19 protein-coding genes are annotated in these 15,442 nt (G+C 34.4%); 10 read left to right on the forward strand and 9 right to left on the reverse strand.

Going from position 1 to position 15,442, the window contains the following annotated elements; translation table 11 throughout:
* Window position 1 precedes the first annotated feature (1 nt).
* Together C1H87_RS10815 and C1H87_RS10820 are read right to left on the reverse strand one after the other, a co-directional pair.
* Window positions 2–442 (reverse strand): LexA family protein, encoded by a 441-nt coding sequence (locus C1H87_RS10815; protein WP_102755821.1) that lies wholly within the window; start codon window positions 440–442, stop codon window positions 2–4.
* A complete protein-coding gene (locus C1H87_RS10820) occupies window positions 439–1,695 on the reverse strand; it encodes a Y-family DNA polymerase (RefSeq protein ID WP_102755822.1) in 1,257 nt (418 codons plus the stop codon). The genes C1H87_RS10815 and C1H87_RS10820 overlap by 4 nt, the downstream gene beginning before the upstream one ends.
* A gap of 83 nt (window positions 1,696–1,778) precedes the next feature.
* Between C1H87_RS10820 and C1H87_RS10825 the strand changes: the two genes are divergently transcribed.
* Complete coding sequence (locus C1H87_RS10825) at window positions 1,779–2,327, forward strand: hypothetical protein (RefSeq protein ID WP_158655192.1); 549 nt, start codon at window positions 1,779–1,781, stop codon at window positions 2,325–2,327.
* Here the strand turns inward: C1H87_RS10825 and C1H87_RS10830 are convergent, their stop codons facing one another.
* The 5 genes from C1H87_RS10830 to C1H87_RS10850 form a co-directional block, all read right to left on the reverse strand.
* A complete protein-coding gene (locus C1H87_RS10830; RefSeq protein ID WP_233783432.1) occupies window positions 2,328–2,801 on the reverse strand; it encodes a DUF3157 family protein in 474 nt (157 codons plus the stop codon).
* A 21-nt stretch (window positions 2,802–2,822) separates the two neighbouring features.
* Window positions 2,823–3,029 carry a helix-turn-helix domain-containing protein gene (locus C1H87_RS10835; RefSeq protein WP_102755825.1) on the reverse strand — a complete coding sequence of 69 codons (207 nt, stop codon included), beginning with the start codon at window positions 3,027–3,029 and terminating at the stop codon, window positions 2,823–2,825.
* Between the two features lie 2 nt (window positions 3,030–3,031).
* Entirely contained in the window at window positions 3,032–3,502 is a 471-nt protein-coding gene (locus C1H87_RS10840; protein WP_102755826.1) for a hypothetical protein, read from the reverse strand.
* A gap of 27 nt (window positions 3,503–3,529) precedes the next feature.
* Window positions 3,530–4,312 carry a CPBP family intramembrane glutamic endopeptidase gene (locus tag C1H87_RS10845; protein ID WP_158655193.1) on the reverse strand — a complete coding sequence of 261 codons (783 nt, stop codon included), beginning with the start codon at window positions 4,310–4,312 and terminating at the stop codon, window positions 3,530–3,532.
* Between the two features lie 75 nt (window positions 4,313–4,387).
* Complete coding sequence (locus C1H87_RS10850; RefSeq protein ID WP_102755828.1) at window positions 4,388–5,101, reverse strand: CPBP family intramembrane glutamic endopeptidase; 714 nt, start codon at window positions 5,099–5,101, stop codon at window positions 4,388–4,390.
* Between the two features lie 117 nt (window positions 5,102–5,218).
* Between C1H87_RS10850 and C1H87_RS10855 the strand changes: the two genes are divergently transcribed.
* The 4 genes from C1H87_RS10855 to bioA all read left to right on the forward strand — a co-directional run bounded on the left by C1H87_RS10855 (window position 5,219) and on the right by bioA (window position 8,810).
* Window positions 5,219–6,391 (forward strand): aminotransferase class I/II-fold pyridoxal phosphate-dependent enzyme, encoded by a 1,173-nt coding sequence (locus C1H87_RS10855; protein WP_102755829.1) that lies wholly within the window; start codon window positions 5,219–5,221, stop codon window positions 6,389–6,391.
* Between the two features lie 53 nt (window positions 6,392–6,444).
* Window positions 6,445–6,858, forward strand: coding sequence for a putative signal transducing protein (locus C1H87_RS10860; RefSeq protein ID WP_102755830.1), 414 nt, complete (start codon window positions 6,445–6,447; stop codon window positions 6,856–6,858).
* A complete protein-coding gene (bioD, locus tag C1H87_RS10865; protein WP_102755831.1) occupies window positions 6,855–7,463 on the forward strand; it encodes a dethiobiotin synthase in 609 nt (202 codons plus the stop codon). The genes C1H87_RS10860 and bioD overlap by 4 nt, the downstream gene beginning before the upstream one ends.
* A gap of 81 nt (window positions 7,464–7,544) precedes the next feature.
* Complete coding sequence (gene bioA, locus C1H87_RS10870; RefSeq protein ID WP_102755832.1) at window positions 7,545–8,810, forward strand: adenosylmethionine--8-amino-7-oxononanoate transaminase; 1,266 nt, start codon at window positions 7,545–7,547, stop codon at window positions 8,808–8,810.
* 10 nt (window positions 8,811–8,820) lie between these two features.
* On the opposite strand, the gene C1H87_RS10875 is transcribed toward bioA, so the two are convergent.
* The gene (locus C1H87_RS10875) at window positions 8,821–9,252 is read right to left on the reverse strand and encodes a cytochrome c oxidase assembly factor Coa1 family protein (RefSeq protein ID WP_158655194.1); all 432 of its coding nucleotides are present in this window, start codon (window positions 9,250–9,252) and stop codon (window positions 8,821–8,823) included.
* Window positions 9,253–9,386: 134 nt separating this feature from the next.
* Between C1H87_RS10875 and C1H87_RS10880 the strand changes: the two genes are divergently transcribed.
* From C1H87_RS10880 to C1H87_RS10900, 5 genes are all read left to right on the forward strand, one after another.
* Window positions 9,387–10,550, forward strand: a complete 1,164-nt coding sequence (locus tag C1H87_RS10880; RefSeq protein WP_102755834.1) for a beta-ketoacyl synthase N-terminal-like domain-containing protein — start codon at window positions 9,387–9,389, stop codon at window positions 10,548–10,550.
* 67 nt (window positions 10,551–10,617) lie between these two features.
* Window positions 10,618–11,250: a hypothetical protein gene (locus C1H87_RS10885; RefSeq protein ID WP_102755835.1), complete on the forward strand. Its 633-nt coding sequence runs from the start codon at window positions 10,618–10,620 to the stop codon at window positions 11,248–11,250.
* Window positions 11,219–12,637: a flotillin family protein gene (locus tag C1H87_RS10890; RefSeq protein ID WP_102755836.1), complete on the forward strand. Its 1,419-nt coding sequence runs from the start codon at window positions 11,219–11,221 to the stop codon at window positions 12,635–12,637. The genes C1H87_RS10885 and C1H87_RS10890 overlap by 32 nt, the downstream gene beginning before the upstream one ends.
* Before the next feature lie 193 nt (window positions 12,638–12,830).
* Window positions 12,831–13,925, forward strand: a complete 1,095-nt coding sequence (gene bioB / locus C1H87_RS10895) for a biotin synthase BioB (protein WP_102755837.1) — start codon at window positions 12,831–12,833, stop codon at window positions 13,923–13,925.
* Between the two features lie 154 nt (window positions 13,926–14,079).
* Entirely contained in the window at window positions 14,080–14,952 is an 873-nt protein-coding gene (locus tag C1H87_RS10900; RefSeq protein ID WP_102755838.1) for a cupin-like domain-containing protein, read from the forward strand.
* On the opposite strand, the gene C1H87_RS10905 is transcribed toward C1H87_RS10900, so the two are convergent.
* The gene (locus C1H87_RS10905) at window positions 14,942–15,418 is read right to left on the reverse strand and encodes a regulatory protein RecX (RefSeq protein WP_102755839.1); all 477 of its coding nucleotides are present in this window, start codon (window positions 15,416–15,418) and stop codon (window positions 14,942–14,944) included. The two genes, C1H87_RS10900 and C1H87_RS10905, sit on opposite strands and share 11 nt — an antisense overlap.
* Window positions 15,419–15,442: the final 24 nt, after the last annotated feature.

Raw genomic sequence — 15,442 nt, forward strand, 5'->3', positions numbered from 1 at the left:
CCTATACTTTTTTAATGACATTAGTTACAATACCCCAAATAATAAAATCGTTCTCATTAGTAATTCTAATTATTGGGTAATTAGGGTTTTCTGGCTGCAACCAAACCTCATCCTTATCAACTTTTAAGCGTTTTACCGTAAACTCTCCATCTAAAAAGCAAACTGCTATTTTATTGTTTGTAGGCTCTATACTTCTATCTATAACCAGTAAATCATTATCATCTAACCCTGCACCAATCATAGATTGCCCACTAACACGTGCAAAAAAAGTGGCTTCCTTATTCTTAATAAGTTCTTTATCTAAAGACAATCTCTGTTCCTTAAAATCTTCAGCCGGCGAAGGAAATCCTGCCGAAATTCCTGTATCAAAAAAAGGTGCTCCAGAACCACTTATTGACTTTGGAGTAAAAAACGTTAAGTGTTGTGATTTATGTAATATCATTTTACCTTAATAATATCGTTAATATTCGTTGTATATCTTGGAGATAATCGTTCTTGCCGCATTTTCCAGGTGCGCTTTAAGTCTTGATTTCCCAACTTGATTTTATAATTTTCATATTTAGCATTTAACCTATCTATAGCACGCATTAAAGGTTCATGTTTTGGATCTTCATTTTCAAATAAATGCAATTGGTGGTTGTTTGTTGGCACCAATCCTGTTACAACAACACCAGCTCGCTTATACTTTATCCCTTTTTTAAAAATGGATACCACACTTTTAACGGCATAATTACTAATAACCAAAGACGAATTGGTAGGATATGGTAAATTTACAACTTTACTAGTCCTATGCTGTTTCTCATTTTTTTTATGCCTATCACTCCTTAAAATAACATAAATAATATGACAGCTAGAACCTTGTTTACGTAACTTTTCGGCACAACTTGTTGCAAACGTTGAAATTCGCTCTTTAATATTATCAATATCCGAAAAGGTATACTCAAAACTTCTGGTAGTTGCAATTGCTCTTTTTGTTTGAAGCTCATCCAACTCCAACTTAGCGATGCCCTCCAAATCTTTTTTTAGCCTCCATTCGGTTATTGAAAAGGTTTTGCGCACCCATTCGTCTGGCAGTTGAACAAAATCTAATGCTGTTTTACATCCCCTTGCCTTTAGTCGTTTCTGCAATCCGCGACCAATACCCCAAACAGCTCCCAACTTTATCCATTTAAGCGCTTTAATTCTTTTTTCTTCAGAATCGATTACATATACTCCTTTGGTTTCATTTGGAAACTTCCGCGCTATTTTATTAGCAACCTTACTCAAAGCCTTTGTTGGTGCAATTCCAACACAGGTAGGAATACCAGTCCATTTTAAAATACGCTGTCTCATCTGGATGCCATAATCATCAAAATCGTAATTCTCAAAACCCTTAAATTGCACAAATGCCTCATCGATACTATACACCTCCACATCTGGAGTAAACTGTTCCAGAATAGTCATAACCCGGCTGCTCATATCGCCGTACAATGGATAATTTGAGGACAGCACATTAATATTATTTGCTTTACAAAACCCCTCCCATTTAAAAATAGGAGCTCCCATTGGAAGTCCCAAAGCCTTAGCCTCATCACTTCGAGAGATAACACAGCCATCGTTATTACTTAAAATAGCAATAGGTTTGTTGCGCAAATTAGGATTAAAAACACGTTCGCAAGACGCATAAAAGTTATTACAATCTACTAAGGCATACATAATAGTAAAGATACAGGATTTTCATGTCTTTTAAAATATTATAATTCACAGTTAACATGGCGTATTTTCTTATATTTAACCCCATGAATAAGCATCTAATTGTATCTGAAAAAACACGCCCACTTTGGCAGCGTATAATTGCTTCGCTATTCTTTACAGCAGCCATAGCCTTTTTAGCATCAACATTATATAACGCTAACTGGAGTGATAATAATTTGACAAATATTGGTCACAACATAAAAGGCGTTATTTATTTAATGGGATTTGGTATTGCTTTTTCCTTTCACCAAAGTATTTACATCGATATCAAAAACTCAAAATTTAGACAAACTTTCGAAATAGGGCCTATTAAGCTAGGACAATGGAAAACAATATCTAATTATGAATATGTTTCTATTTTTCATCAACCTCTCGAAGATGGAAATAAGATCTTTGAAGTTAATTTGTGGTATGATAGAAATAAACATTGGGAACTTTATAAAAAATACGACTATAAAGAAGCTTTTTTAATTGGTTATGAGATTTCCGAACTTTTAAAGATTAAAATATTAGATGCTACTGTTCCAAAAAATTTCAAATGGATAGATAAAAAAGCATCTAAGGAAACAGGTAAAATGGTTTATCTAGATTAACTAAAAAAATTTGTTCTTCTTCACGATAGAATTACCAATACGCTTATACGCTACTTTGATACCTTTGGCACAAAAATGATATTCGCCCTTTGCCTTATGTTCTGAAAATGACAACAGCACAACATCGTCTAAAGTACAATTGTAATCTTTAGCAACCTTCTTTTTTATATGATGAATAGTCGCTTTACCTCTTTTTAATTGTCCCTGAATTTTCATGTTTAATTTAGGTTCAACAAAATCTTCAGTTAAGCCACAATTCTTACTTTCTTTTGGTTTTAAATTATTATCTGATGTAGGTTCTGGTTTTACCAAATCAATATATTCCCAGGTAAAATCGGCTTTAAGCAAAACACGTCTCCCGTCCTCAGTTTTTACAATATGATTGTTTTGAGCAAAACCGATACAAGACATGGTAAATAATAAAAGAAAGGATAGTGTTTTCATGAGTGATGGATAATTCAATTTGTATTTCAAAAATACATTTTTAATGTGAAACTAATCCTCAATATATTCTAATATGTCCGCTGGTTGGCAATCTAAAGCCTTGCATATAGCTTCGAGAGTAGAAAAGCGCACAGCCTTTGCCTTTCCTGATTTTAAAATTGAAAGGTTCGCGGTCGTAATACCAATAATATCTGCCAGGTCTTTGCTTTTCATTTTACGCTTAGCAAGCATGACATCAAGATTTACTATAATTGACATGCCTAGATAGTTAAATCGTTTTCTTGTTTAAGTTTTCCCCCATTTTTAATGAAATCGGAAAAGATATATAATCCGATTCCAACCAACAAAATAAAGTAGTACTGAATGAAATTTACTATAAAAATATTCAGTTCCAATTCTTTCATAACTAAAATGTTATAAGCAAAACTAATCAATACATAAATTATTAAAAAAAATCCACTCTTCTTAAACTTAACCTGACTTGTCACATTATAGAAGCCCTCATCTATAATCGCACGAACCCCATGTTGAACTTTAAATAAGCCTATTAACAATAACACAAGTCGAACACCTTCAATTAAACTTTGAAATGTCCCAAAAGTTCTGTCTTCATATTGCTTCCAATAAATAAGATCCGGTCCGATAAGAAGTACCAACTGCACAACTAACAAGATCGAAAAAAAAACATTTATAAAAATCAAAAATCGATATAAAAGTTTAATTCTTTTCATTTTTCAAATATTTAAATAAACAAATTCTTATGCAAATGGTGAGCCTACAACATGAAAAAAAATATCAAAAACAAAATGAGAAAGCATTGCATTAAGCAAGCCCCATTTCCAATAAACCCAACCAAATGTACATCCTGTGATTAAATTTCCAATCATAGTTATACAAATAGTAAAAGTTGTAAGCTCAAAAAAATTACTAGTCATAGGTAAATGAATTAGTCCAAATATAATACTCGACAGAATAATACCTGTCCATATGACGGTATTAGATATTGGATGCTCCATTTTGAAATATTGAATAACCGTGATAATTAAAGACATTACACCTAACCGAAAGATCACTTCTTCAATAATGGCAGCCGAAAAAGATGCCAATATGTAAAATGTTTTTGAAGGGCGCTCATTTACAGCTACTATCGGATAAAATATTTTTTGAACCTCAAAAAGCCCAAGCAATATTAAAGCTATTATTGAGCCAATAATAATACTGAAGAGCATAATTTTTTTACTAAAATATTTAAGGTTAGAATGTTTAGAAAAAAAAGCTGCAAGCCCTGGAGCACCTAAATTAGCTTTTCTACATACCCATAAACCTATAAAAATAAAAATAGTCCCGATTATAACACTACTAATTCCCGTATCAATTAATACACTCGATATAGGCTCCATTAGTTTTGTATCTGTTTCCCTCTGCTTTAATTTCAATCTTTTCAGCTCTCTGGAAAAAGGTACATTTACAAGGGCTCCAAGTACAAAAAGTACGAGAAGCCCCATTGCAACTTGCCAGCTATACTTTTTCTGAATTTCCATATCACTGGTTAGTGGTTTTGGGAATAATTTAATCATAAATCTTTGTTTTATTATATCATTGTTTTAAAGCACGCTTTAAAATACTCTTTCAAGCATCGAAAACGTATTAAGCACACAATGGGCGATAATTAAAGCCCATAAATTCCGCCCCAAATACATATACGCAACTCCCATTATAAAACCAAGCACTCCAACAGTAATAGATCTTTCCGATAAACTATACGAATGTCTATACCCAAAAAGAGCTGCCTGAATAGTAATTGCAATGATAGTTGCATAAGGTATATTTGAAAATAAGCGTTCCAGCCAATTCATTAGAAAACCTCTATCGATTAATTCCTCTAGCATTGATTCCAGCCAAATGAAAAATATAATAGAGAAAAACAATGGAAGGTTTCCTTCTAACTTACCAAATCTGGGACCTTTATGTTTTCTGCCTCTATTAGAATTCTCAAAACTAAATAGGTCAGGAAATATATCTTTCAATACTTCAATAATCATAATTGAAGTAATACTTACCACAATAATTAATAAAGCTATCATTATGGTTCTTTTCCAGCTTTTTGGCTTACATAAACCTAAGTCCTTCCAATCAACATGTCTTGTCTTCATCCGCCATGTAGCTACAGATAATGCTATAAAAGACCCAACAAGAACACTTGCAATAAGCCCAATACTTTGTATATATATTTCTCTGGCTAAAAACAAAAAAGTTATATAAATGACTAAATCTATGAGACAATCTTTAAAACTAATCTGCTTTAAGGGAGTAATTATTATCGCTTTCATTTAATTCTGAAATTATTGTTTAACGATAACAAATATATAAATATTATTGTAAAACAATAATTTATTATCAAAAAAAGATATTTTATTAAGCTAGTGGGTCTTTGTATCTTTACCACGATGTTTCCAAAAAAACTACATAGTAAGCTGGAAGAACGTAAGGCTAACAATGCTTTACGACAGTTGGAAGCGCCTCGCAATTTAGTGGATTTTTCATCTAACGATTATTTGGGCTTTTCAAAATCCGAAACCATTTTTAATAATACGCACCAGTATTTAATTGATTATAACATAATCCATAACGGAGCAACAGGCTCTCGTCTGCTCTCAGGAAATCACCCACTTTTTAATACAGTAGAAACCCAATTATCCGATTACCATAACAGCGAGTCTGCCTTAGTTTTTAATTCTGGTTACGATGCAAATGTGGGCTTCTTTTCTTGCGTCCCACAACGTGGCGATGTTATTTTATACGACGAATATATTCATGCATCCATTCGCGATGGTATAAGGCTTTCTAATGCTAAGGCTTATAAGTTTAAGCATAATGACTTAGATGACATAGAACAACAGATTCTTCGATACTTCGACTCCGCTCAGCACGGGCTTTCTCAAAATGACAGTAACAATATATATATTGTTACAGAATCCATTTTCTCAATGGATGGCGATTCGCCGAATTTAAAGGGTATCACCCAGCTATGTAAAAAAAACAATGCTTTATTGATTGTAGACGAAGCCCATGCGGTTGGTGTTTTTGGAGAAGGAGGCGCTGGTCTAATTCAGCATTTAAAACTGGAAAAAGACATTTTTGCTAGAATCGTCACCTTTGGAAAAGCCATTGGGGCTCATGGCGCAGCTATTATAGGAAGTGAATCTCTCAAACAATATTTAGTAAACTTTTCCCGAAGTTTTATTTATACCACAGCTTTACCTCCTCATACTTTAGCTAATATTCATGCTGCCTATCATGAATTGGCTACAAGCATAACCAAAGCGCAACTTCATAACAATATCGCCCATTTTAAAAGCGAGGTTGTTAAAAACGAGCTTCAAAATCGTTTTATAGAAAGTCATTCTGCTATACATTGTTGTATTATTCCCGGGAATGATATGGTAAAATCAATTGCCCAAAAATTTCAAGAACATGGCTTTAATATAAAACCCATATTATCGCCAACAGTTCCAAAAAATCAAGAACGATTACGTTTTTGTTTGCATGCTTTTAATTCTAAAGAAGACATATCAAAAGTTTTAAAACTACTTGCTACTTTTGTGACAAAGTCGTATTGAACTTGTTTGTGCTGAACTTTTTTCAGTATCTCATTAAAACTTTAGATCCATACATGAGTGATACATTTAAAACAATAGCCAGATTTCAATATTCATCTGAAGCGCAAATCATTAAAGGACGATTGGAAGCCGAAGGTATTCAGGTTTTTTTATCAGATCATATTACTATTGATACCGATCCTTTAGTAAGTAATGCTATTGGTGGTGTAAAATTAAAAGTATTGTCGCGTCAGGCATTAAAGGCTCAGCACATACTTAATTCTATTGAAAAGTACTCTATTGATGATGAGGGCAACTCCATCTGCTGCCCAAATTGCAAAAGCGAAAAAGTGGAATTATTTTCTACAATAAAAGATGCTAAATCATTATTCTGGTTTATTTTTGGATTCCTATTCTCAGTTTTTCCATTTTATACCAAGCACAAGTATAAATGCGAAGATTGTAAAACAGAATTCGATTTAAAATGAAGAAAATTTTCATTACTGGAATATCTACAGATGTTGGTAAAACTATTGCCTCTGCTATAGTTACCGAAGCTTTGCAAGCAGACTATTGGAAACCTATTCAGGCAGGTGAAATAGAACATGGTGATAAAGACACTGTTGAAAAGCTTATTAGCAATACCAAAACTACAATTCATCCAAACAGTTATGCATTAGAAACACCTATGAGTCCTCATGCCGCAGCAGACATTGATGGTGTTTCAATTAGCATAAAGGAAATTAAAGAACCTGAAACAAAAAACCATTTAATTATTGAAGGTGCCGGTGGCTTGTTAGTTCCAATAAACGACACACAAACGGTTTTAGATCTTATTAAACCCGATTATAAAGTAATTGTTGTTTCAAGGCATTATTTAGGAAGTATTAATCATACTTTACTAACAATAAATGCCCTAAAGGATAAAGGGTTTGATGTCTCGATTATTTATAGTGGAAACGAACATAAAACAACGGAAGATATCATTAAAAAAATGACAAAGACTCCCGTTATCGGACGCATTAACGAGGAACCTTATTTTGATAAAAATGTGGTGAGTGACTATGCTGAATTGTTTCGGGACATGTTGTAATTCCAGCGAAGGCGGGAATCTTATGAATCGAAACTGAGAACAAAAAACAGATTCCTGCCTTCGCGGGAATTACAAAACATTATGACACTAAAAGAACGCGATAAAAAACACCTCTGGCACCCTTTAACACAGCATAAACTGCATGCCGAATCTATTGCCATAACCAAAGCAAAAGGATGCCTATTGTACGACGAAGATAGCAACGAATATATTGACGCTATTGCTTCTTGGTATACCTGCATGTACGGGCACTGCAACGAATATATTACTAGCCGTGTTTCAAATCAGATGCAGCAATTAGATCAAATTGTTTTTAGTGGTTTTACTCATGAGCCAGCTATAAAACTATCAGAAGAACTTATCAAAATCCTACCCGATAATCAAGAGAAGATTTTCTTTAGTGATAATGGCTCAACTTCGGTTGAAATTGGTATAAAGATGGCTTTGCAGTATCATTTTAACAAAGGTGAGAAACGCAATATTCTTATCGCTTTCGAAGATGGGTTTCACGGTGATACCTTTGGTGCTATGAGTGTATCCGGTTTATCTGTTTATAATGGTCCTTTTGAGGATTTCTTTTTAGAAGTAAAACGAATTCCGACTCCAAACGGAGAAAACAATGAAGCCATTTTAAATACCTTAAACGACATAGCAAAAACCCACAAAGTAGCTGGTTTTGTTTACGAACCTTTGGTTCAAGGTGCTGCAGCCATGAAAATGCACGACCCAGAAGGATTAAATGCTATTTTAAAATTTTGTAAAAACCATAACATTATTACTGTTGCCGACGAGGTTATGACAGGCTTTGGAAAAACAGGAAAACATTTTGCATCAGATCATATTGACACAAAACCAGATATTATATGTTTAAGCAAAGCCTTAACAGGCGGCTTAGTCCCAATGGCACTTACCACATGCTCTCAAGACATTTACGAGGCTTTTTATAGCGACGAGATTAGTAAAGGTTTGTTTCACGGACATACGTATTCGGCAAACCCATTGGCTTGTACAGCAGCTCTAGCAAGCATCGAACTATTACAGTCAGACGCTATTCAGCAAAATATAAAAACCATAATAGCTTCCCACAAAAGATTTAACGAGCATATAAAAACACATCCAAAAGTAAAATCCACGAGACAAACAGGAATTATTTTTGCTTTGGATTTAAACGTTGAAATGAAACGCTATGGGAGTTTGCGAGATAAACTTTTTAAGTTCTTTTTAGACCATGGTGTTTTTCTTCGCCCACTAGGCCATACTATTTATATTCAAGCACCTTACGTAATTACCAAGGAACAATTAGAACAGGTTTATAATACTATCGAAGATGTATTGGAAATTGTTTAATAAAGACGGGTTAAATTCCCTCTAAACCCTTATCCAATAAATTAATTTCTTCATTGGTTTCTTTTATTATAACATAGAGTTTTTCGTAAAACCATTCTCCATCTGTTTTGTTTGCTATAACTATAACTTTAGCCGTTCCATTAGGGCCTACTATGGGAATTTCAAAATCGGCTTCCCCTCCATCATTTTTTATTGAAATCTTACCATTCATAATGCCATCGGCTTCAATAGGTTTACCCAAAATGGCAATTGCTTCTGTGTTTTTCGATACTTGATCTATAGCATACTTATATGGTTCCGAAGACCCTAGTATTTTAGTTACTCCAAAAAATATAGCTCCAAAGCCTAATATAAACAATACAATAATTGTTAAACATCCACCAACAGGCAGTACCCATGGCCAATTTCTGCCAAACCAACTCTTTCGTTTTACTTCTTCCATAAAATTGTTTTTATTCAAACAATAGGTGTACCAATTAAATAACTTGTTACATTTTTTAAAATAATTCATTTTCATTTCATAAAACGACTGGAAATAAATACAATAAACTTATTTTTGTTTTAAAGTTTAAAATCTTGCAAGAACCAATCTCAATAACCGCTATTTCGTCTATTTCTCCCCTTGGAAAATCTTTGGACGATGCATGGAAAAACTATCAAAATAACCAAGATTGTATTTCGGAAAAATCTTTTGGCAATGAGCATACTTTAGTTGCAGAAATCCCTCAAGATGCTAAAAAGGAAATCGAATCCTTGCGTAAATCTGATCCCAAATACAAATCGTTAGACGATACTGTTCTATTTGCCATTTATGCTTCAAGAAAAGCTATTAAACATGCCCATTGGAATGGTTCGGATAACTTCGGAATCAACATTGGATCTTCTCGTGGTGCTACACAACTTTTTGAAACCTATCACAAGGATTTTCTTGAAAAGAATAAAGCAAAAACACTAAGCTCTCCAACCACAACATTAGGCAATATTTCATCCTGGGTGGCTCACGACTTGCAAACACAAGGCCCAGAAATTAGTCATTCCATAACCTGCTCGACTGCTTTGCACGCTATGCTCAATGGAATTGCTTGGGTTAGTTCTGGTATGTGCGATAAATTTTTGGTTGGTGGTAGCGAAGCGCCATTAACACCTTTTACCATTGCACAAATGAAAGCTTTAAAGATTTATTCGAAAGGCAAATTGAATACAGAATCTTTCCCATGCCAAGCACTAAATCTGGAAAAAAAGCAAAATACCATGATTTTAGGTGAGGGCGCATCCATGGCTTGTTTGGAAGCAGGCAAAAAAGACAATGCCATAGCTCTTATAAAAGGATTTGGCTATGCTACCGAAATTTTAGAACATAATATTTCCATTTCAAGTGATGCGCAATGTTTTCAAAAATCGATGCAAATGGCATTGGGTAATTTAAACCCTGATGACGTTGATGCCATAGTAATGCATGCTCCGGGAACCATAAAAGGTGATTTATCGGAATATGAAGCAATAAAAAAAATATTTTGTAACAAAACACCTTCTTTAACAACAAACAAATGGAAGGTTGGCCATAGCTTCGGTGCCTCAGGCATGTTAAGTATAGAAATGGCCATTTTAATGTTGCAACATCAAAAATTTATAACCGTACCTTTTTCAAAGTTCCAAAAATCACCAAATAGCATTAATAACATTTTGGTAAATGCTGTTGGTTTTGGAGGAAATGCTGTGAGTATTTTGCTTTCAAAATAATAGTTTTCAGAAGTAATTTTATCACTAGAAAAAGGGTATATTTAATCCTCCAAAAAATTAACTTATTATGTTAGAATGGTTTTCAAATTTAGAGCTCTTTCCAAAAATCTATTGGCTAATAGCCATCATTGGATCGCTAATTTTTACGATCGTAATGATATTATCTTTTATGGGCGGTGATGCCGATGGGATTGAAGATTTAGATTCTGAAATTGATGGAGATACAGGAATTGGGTTTCAGTTTATCACCTTTAAAAACTTAGTTGGATTTTTTACCATTTTTGGATGGAGCGGTATTGCATGTATAGATGCAGGTTTACCTATACCTGTAACCATTGTCATTTCTATATTCTGTGGATTAATAATGATGGCTATTATGGCTTCCATGTTCTATTTCATGGGTAAATTAACAGACAGCGGCACTTTAAACTATAAAAATGCGATTGATGCCATTGGTGAAGTATATCTTACCATTGGTGCTGATAGATCTAAAATGGGAAAAGTTAGTGTTAGAGTTCAAGGCGCTATGCGCGAACTAGATGCGCTCACAGATTCATTAGTAGAATTAAAGTCCGGAACAATAATAAAAGTGGTCGATGTTACCCCAAATGGTATCTTGATAGTAGACCAAACGAAAAAACCAATAGAACCTTTAAAACAACACACTTATGAAATTACTGATAATTCAGGAAGGGCCTAACTTAGGATTCCCTATGGCTCTTATTTTTGGAGTATTATTTATATTCCTTTTTTTTATAGTATTAATTAGACGTTATAAACGTTGTCCCTCAGATAGGATTTTAGTAGTCTACGGAAAAGTTGGTGGCGGACAATCTGCCAAATGTATTCACGGTGGTGCTGCATTTATTTTACCTGTAATTCAAGATTATGAGTTTTTAGATTTAACTCCTATTTCGATTGAAGTAAATCTGGTAAATGCCCTCTCTAAACAAAATATCCGTGTAAATGTACCATCTCGTTTTACCATTGGTGTTTCAACCGAGCCTGGTATTATGCAAAATGCAGCAGAGCGTTTATTAGGCCTAGGCCAAAACGAAATTCAAGACTTAGCTCAAGAGATTATTTTTGGTCAGTTACGTTTAGTCGTAGCCTCGATGGATATTGAAGAAATTAATTCAGATAGAGATAAATTTTTAGCAAACATCTCTCAATCTGTTGAATCTGAATTAAAGAAAGTTGGTTTAAAACTAATCAACGTAAACATCACAGATATTGTTGACGAATCTGGATATATTGAAGCTTTAGGTAAAGAAGCTGCGGCTCATGCTATAAATGCAGCACGTAAATCTGTAGCAGAAAAAACAAGAGATGGATCTATTGGTGAAGCTAATGCAGTACAAGACGAAAGAACTCAGGTTGCTGCTGCTAATGCACAAGCTGTAGAAGGTGAGAACACCGCCAAAATTGCAGTAGCGAATTCAGATTCCTTACGTCGTCAGCGTGAAGCAGAAGCAGAACGTGTCGCTATAGCTGCAGAAAAAGTACAAAGCGCGAAAGCTCTTGAAGAGTCGTATGCTGCAGAAAAAGAAGCGGAAACTGCCAGAGCAGAACGAGAACGTTCATCTCAAATGGCTGACGTTATTGTACCTGCTGAAATTGATAAAAAGAAAGTTGAAATTGATGCTGAAGCAGAAGCAGAACGTATTAGAAGAAGAGCTAAAGGTGAAGCCGATGCTATTTTATTTAAGGCACAAGCTGAAGCTGAAGGCTTATATGAGGTACTAACAAAACAAGCCGCTGGTTTAGATCAAATTGTTAAAGCCGCAGGAAATAATTCTAAAGACGCTGTATTACTATTAGTTGCAGATAAATTACCTGAATTAGTTAAAACACAAGCTGAGGCGATTAAAAATATTAAAATCGATAAAGTTACCGTATGGGAAAATGGTGGTGGAAAAGATGGGAAATCATCAACCGCTAACTTCCTTTCAGGTATGTACAAATCGGTTCCGCCATTACAAGACATGTTTAATATGGCAGGAATGGAATTACCCGAATATTTAAAGGGTAAAAATGTTGAACAACCAGAGATAACATCAGATTCCAAAGAAGAAAAAGACTCTTAAGGTCCAAAGCGTTAGTCGCTTAATTCAACCTTAAAGAATAATAATTCTTTTATCATCTTTAAACAAATATGGCATAGGCTTTCAATAATTTTATTAATAATCGCTTCTTAAAAACAGGTACATTAATTAAAAAATTATTGAAAGTATATGCTATTTAATTAGTATTTTTGACCATAGCTAATCAACTTGATTTATGAGCGAGACAAGACACAACTGGACAAAAGAAGAGGTAATAGAAATCTATAACAAACCTTTAATGGAACTGCTTTACGAAGCAGCAACTGTACACCGTTTACATCACGATCCTAATGTAGTACAAGTATCTACATTGTTATCTATAAAAACAGGTGGTTGTTCAGAAGACTGTGGGTATTGTCCACAAGCAGCTCGTTACCATACAGATATTGAAGGAAACGATTTAATGTCTGTACAACAAGTAAAAGCGCAGGCACTACGTGCAAAATCTTCTGGAAGCTCGCGTGTTTGTATGGGTGCTGCATGGCGTAATGTAAAAGATGGTGAAGAATTCGACGAGGTTCTAGAAATGGTACGTACCATTAATAAACTGGACATGGAAGTGTGTTGTACACTTGGTATGATTACTAAAAACCAGGCACAACGATTGGCTGAAGCTGGTTTATATGCTTACAATCATAATTTAGACTCATCTGAAGAATATTATAAAGAAGTTATTTCAACACGTGGGTATCAAGATCGATTAGATACCATTGATAACGTAAGAAAAACTAATGTAACTGTTTGTAGCGGTGGTATTATTGGTATGGGTGAAAGCATTGATGATCGTGCCGGAATGCTGGTGGCTTTATCAACTCTAAACCCTCAACCGGAATCTACACCAATAAATGCTTTAGTCGCAGTTGAAGGTACGCCTCTAGAAGAAGAAAAACCTGTTGAAATATGGGATATGATTCGTATGGTTGCAACTACGCGTATTATCATGCCAGAAACCCAAGTGCGTTTAAGTGCAGGTAGAACACAAATGTCTAAAGAAGGCCAAGCAATGTGTTTCTTTGCTGGAGCTAATTCAATTTTCGCTGGTGATAAATTATTAACCACTCCAAATCCAGATGTTAACGAAGACATGAAAATGTTTGAGTTATTAGGCTTGAAACCACAAAAACCATTCACTAAAAAAGTGCAACCAAAAACGGTTGAAGCTGACGATTCCCAATACGAAGCTTTAGGTGAAAAACCAAAATGGACAAGACCTGATCACACTATTGAGCGTAACGAAGCAGCTAAAGAAAAAGCTAAGACCTTAAAATAATTAAGGCTATACCCCTTTTTGGAATCACCATTTTAGCAATTTTACCGTATTGCCCATTAAGAATTATTTCTTGTTGCCATTAAGAAAACACGAAAAAATACTGTTTCTATTTTCATAACGTTTTCTTAACTTTGAGTGCTAAACCATTCAAATATTGACACTTAAGCTACAAGATATTCCTCGCGTAAAGGCAATTACTAAAGCGGGTTTTTTAAAAAACTACTTTAATCCGCAAAAACCTGTAGTTATAGAATCCCTTACCGTAGATTGGCCAGCTTATACCAAGTGGAACTTGGATTATATGAAATCGGTTGCTGGCGACATTACTATTCCGCTTTACGACGATAGGCCTGTCGATTATAAAGAAGGGTTTAATCAGCCACATGCTAAAATGAAAATGAGCGATTATGTAGATCTGTTAAAAACGGAGCCCACAAAATATCGTATTTTTCTTTGGAATGCCTTAAAAGAAATACCTCAATTACAGAAAGATTTCACGTTTCCAGATTTTGGGATACGTCTTATGAAAGGGATTCCTATGTTGTTTTTTGGCGGTCGTGGTTCCCATACGTTTATGCATTATGATATCGATTTAGCCAATATTTTTCATTTCCACTTTGAGGGCATTAAACAGATTATCTTGTTTGACCAAAAACAGAGTGATTACCTGTATAAAATTCCGCATTCCTTAATTACCAGAGAAGATATCGATTTTTCCAATCCGGATTTTAAAAAATGGCCGATGCTTAAAAAGGCTAAAGGCTATCAAACCGAACTAAAACATGGTGAGGTTTTATATATGCCCGAAGGGTATTGGCATTATATGCGCTATATTACGCCTGGATTTTCTATGAGCTTAAGGGCTATTGCCAGAAACCCGAAAAACTTTAGCAGAGCGATTTACAACATCGTTATTATGCGTCATTACGATAATGTAATGCGCCGTTTAAAAGGACAAAAATGGATTGATTGGAAAAACGAACAAGCTATTATAAGAACGCACAAAAATAGCGGAATTACGGTATAAGCTCGTTGGCTTTTTCATACACCAAATGAGACTCCCATCCTTTATAAATTAAAAAATCAATTAGTTTTTTTCTTTTCTTTAACTTGTTGGTCTCTTTAATTGAATCTGCTTTTTTTTCGGCTAAACCATTGAAAACCTCGATGTACTCCTCATTCTCAATTTCTCTAAGTGCCTGATTTATATTAACTTTGACCACGTCCTTTTTCTTTAATTCAAAAGCTAAACGACGTCGACCCCATTTCTTAACTCTAAATTTACCGCCTACAAATGCTTTGGCAAAACGTTCTTCATTTAGAAAGTTATGTTCCAAGAGGTGTACTATGATTATATCGATCGCCTCCGGAATCATATGCATACCTGTTAGCTTTTGTCTAACTTCTTGATGACAACGTTCTTGATACGCACAATAATGCTCCATTTTTTTGGTAGCTTCTTGTACCGTATATGTTTTTTTTGATAACTGCATAGGTTTCAAAAATAACAATAGATA

Source organism: Flavivirga eckloniae (assembly GCF_002886045.1).
Lineage (GTDB): Bacteria > Bacteroidota > Bacteroidia > Flavobacteriales > Flavobacteriaceae > Flavivirga > Flavivirga eckloniae.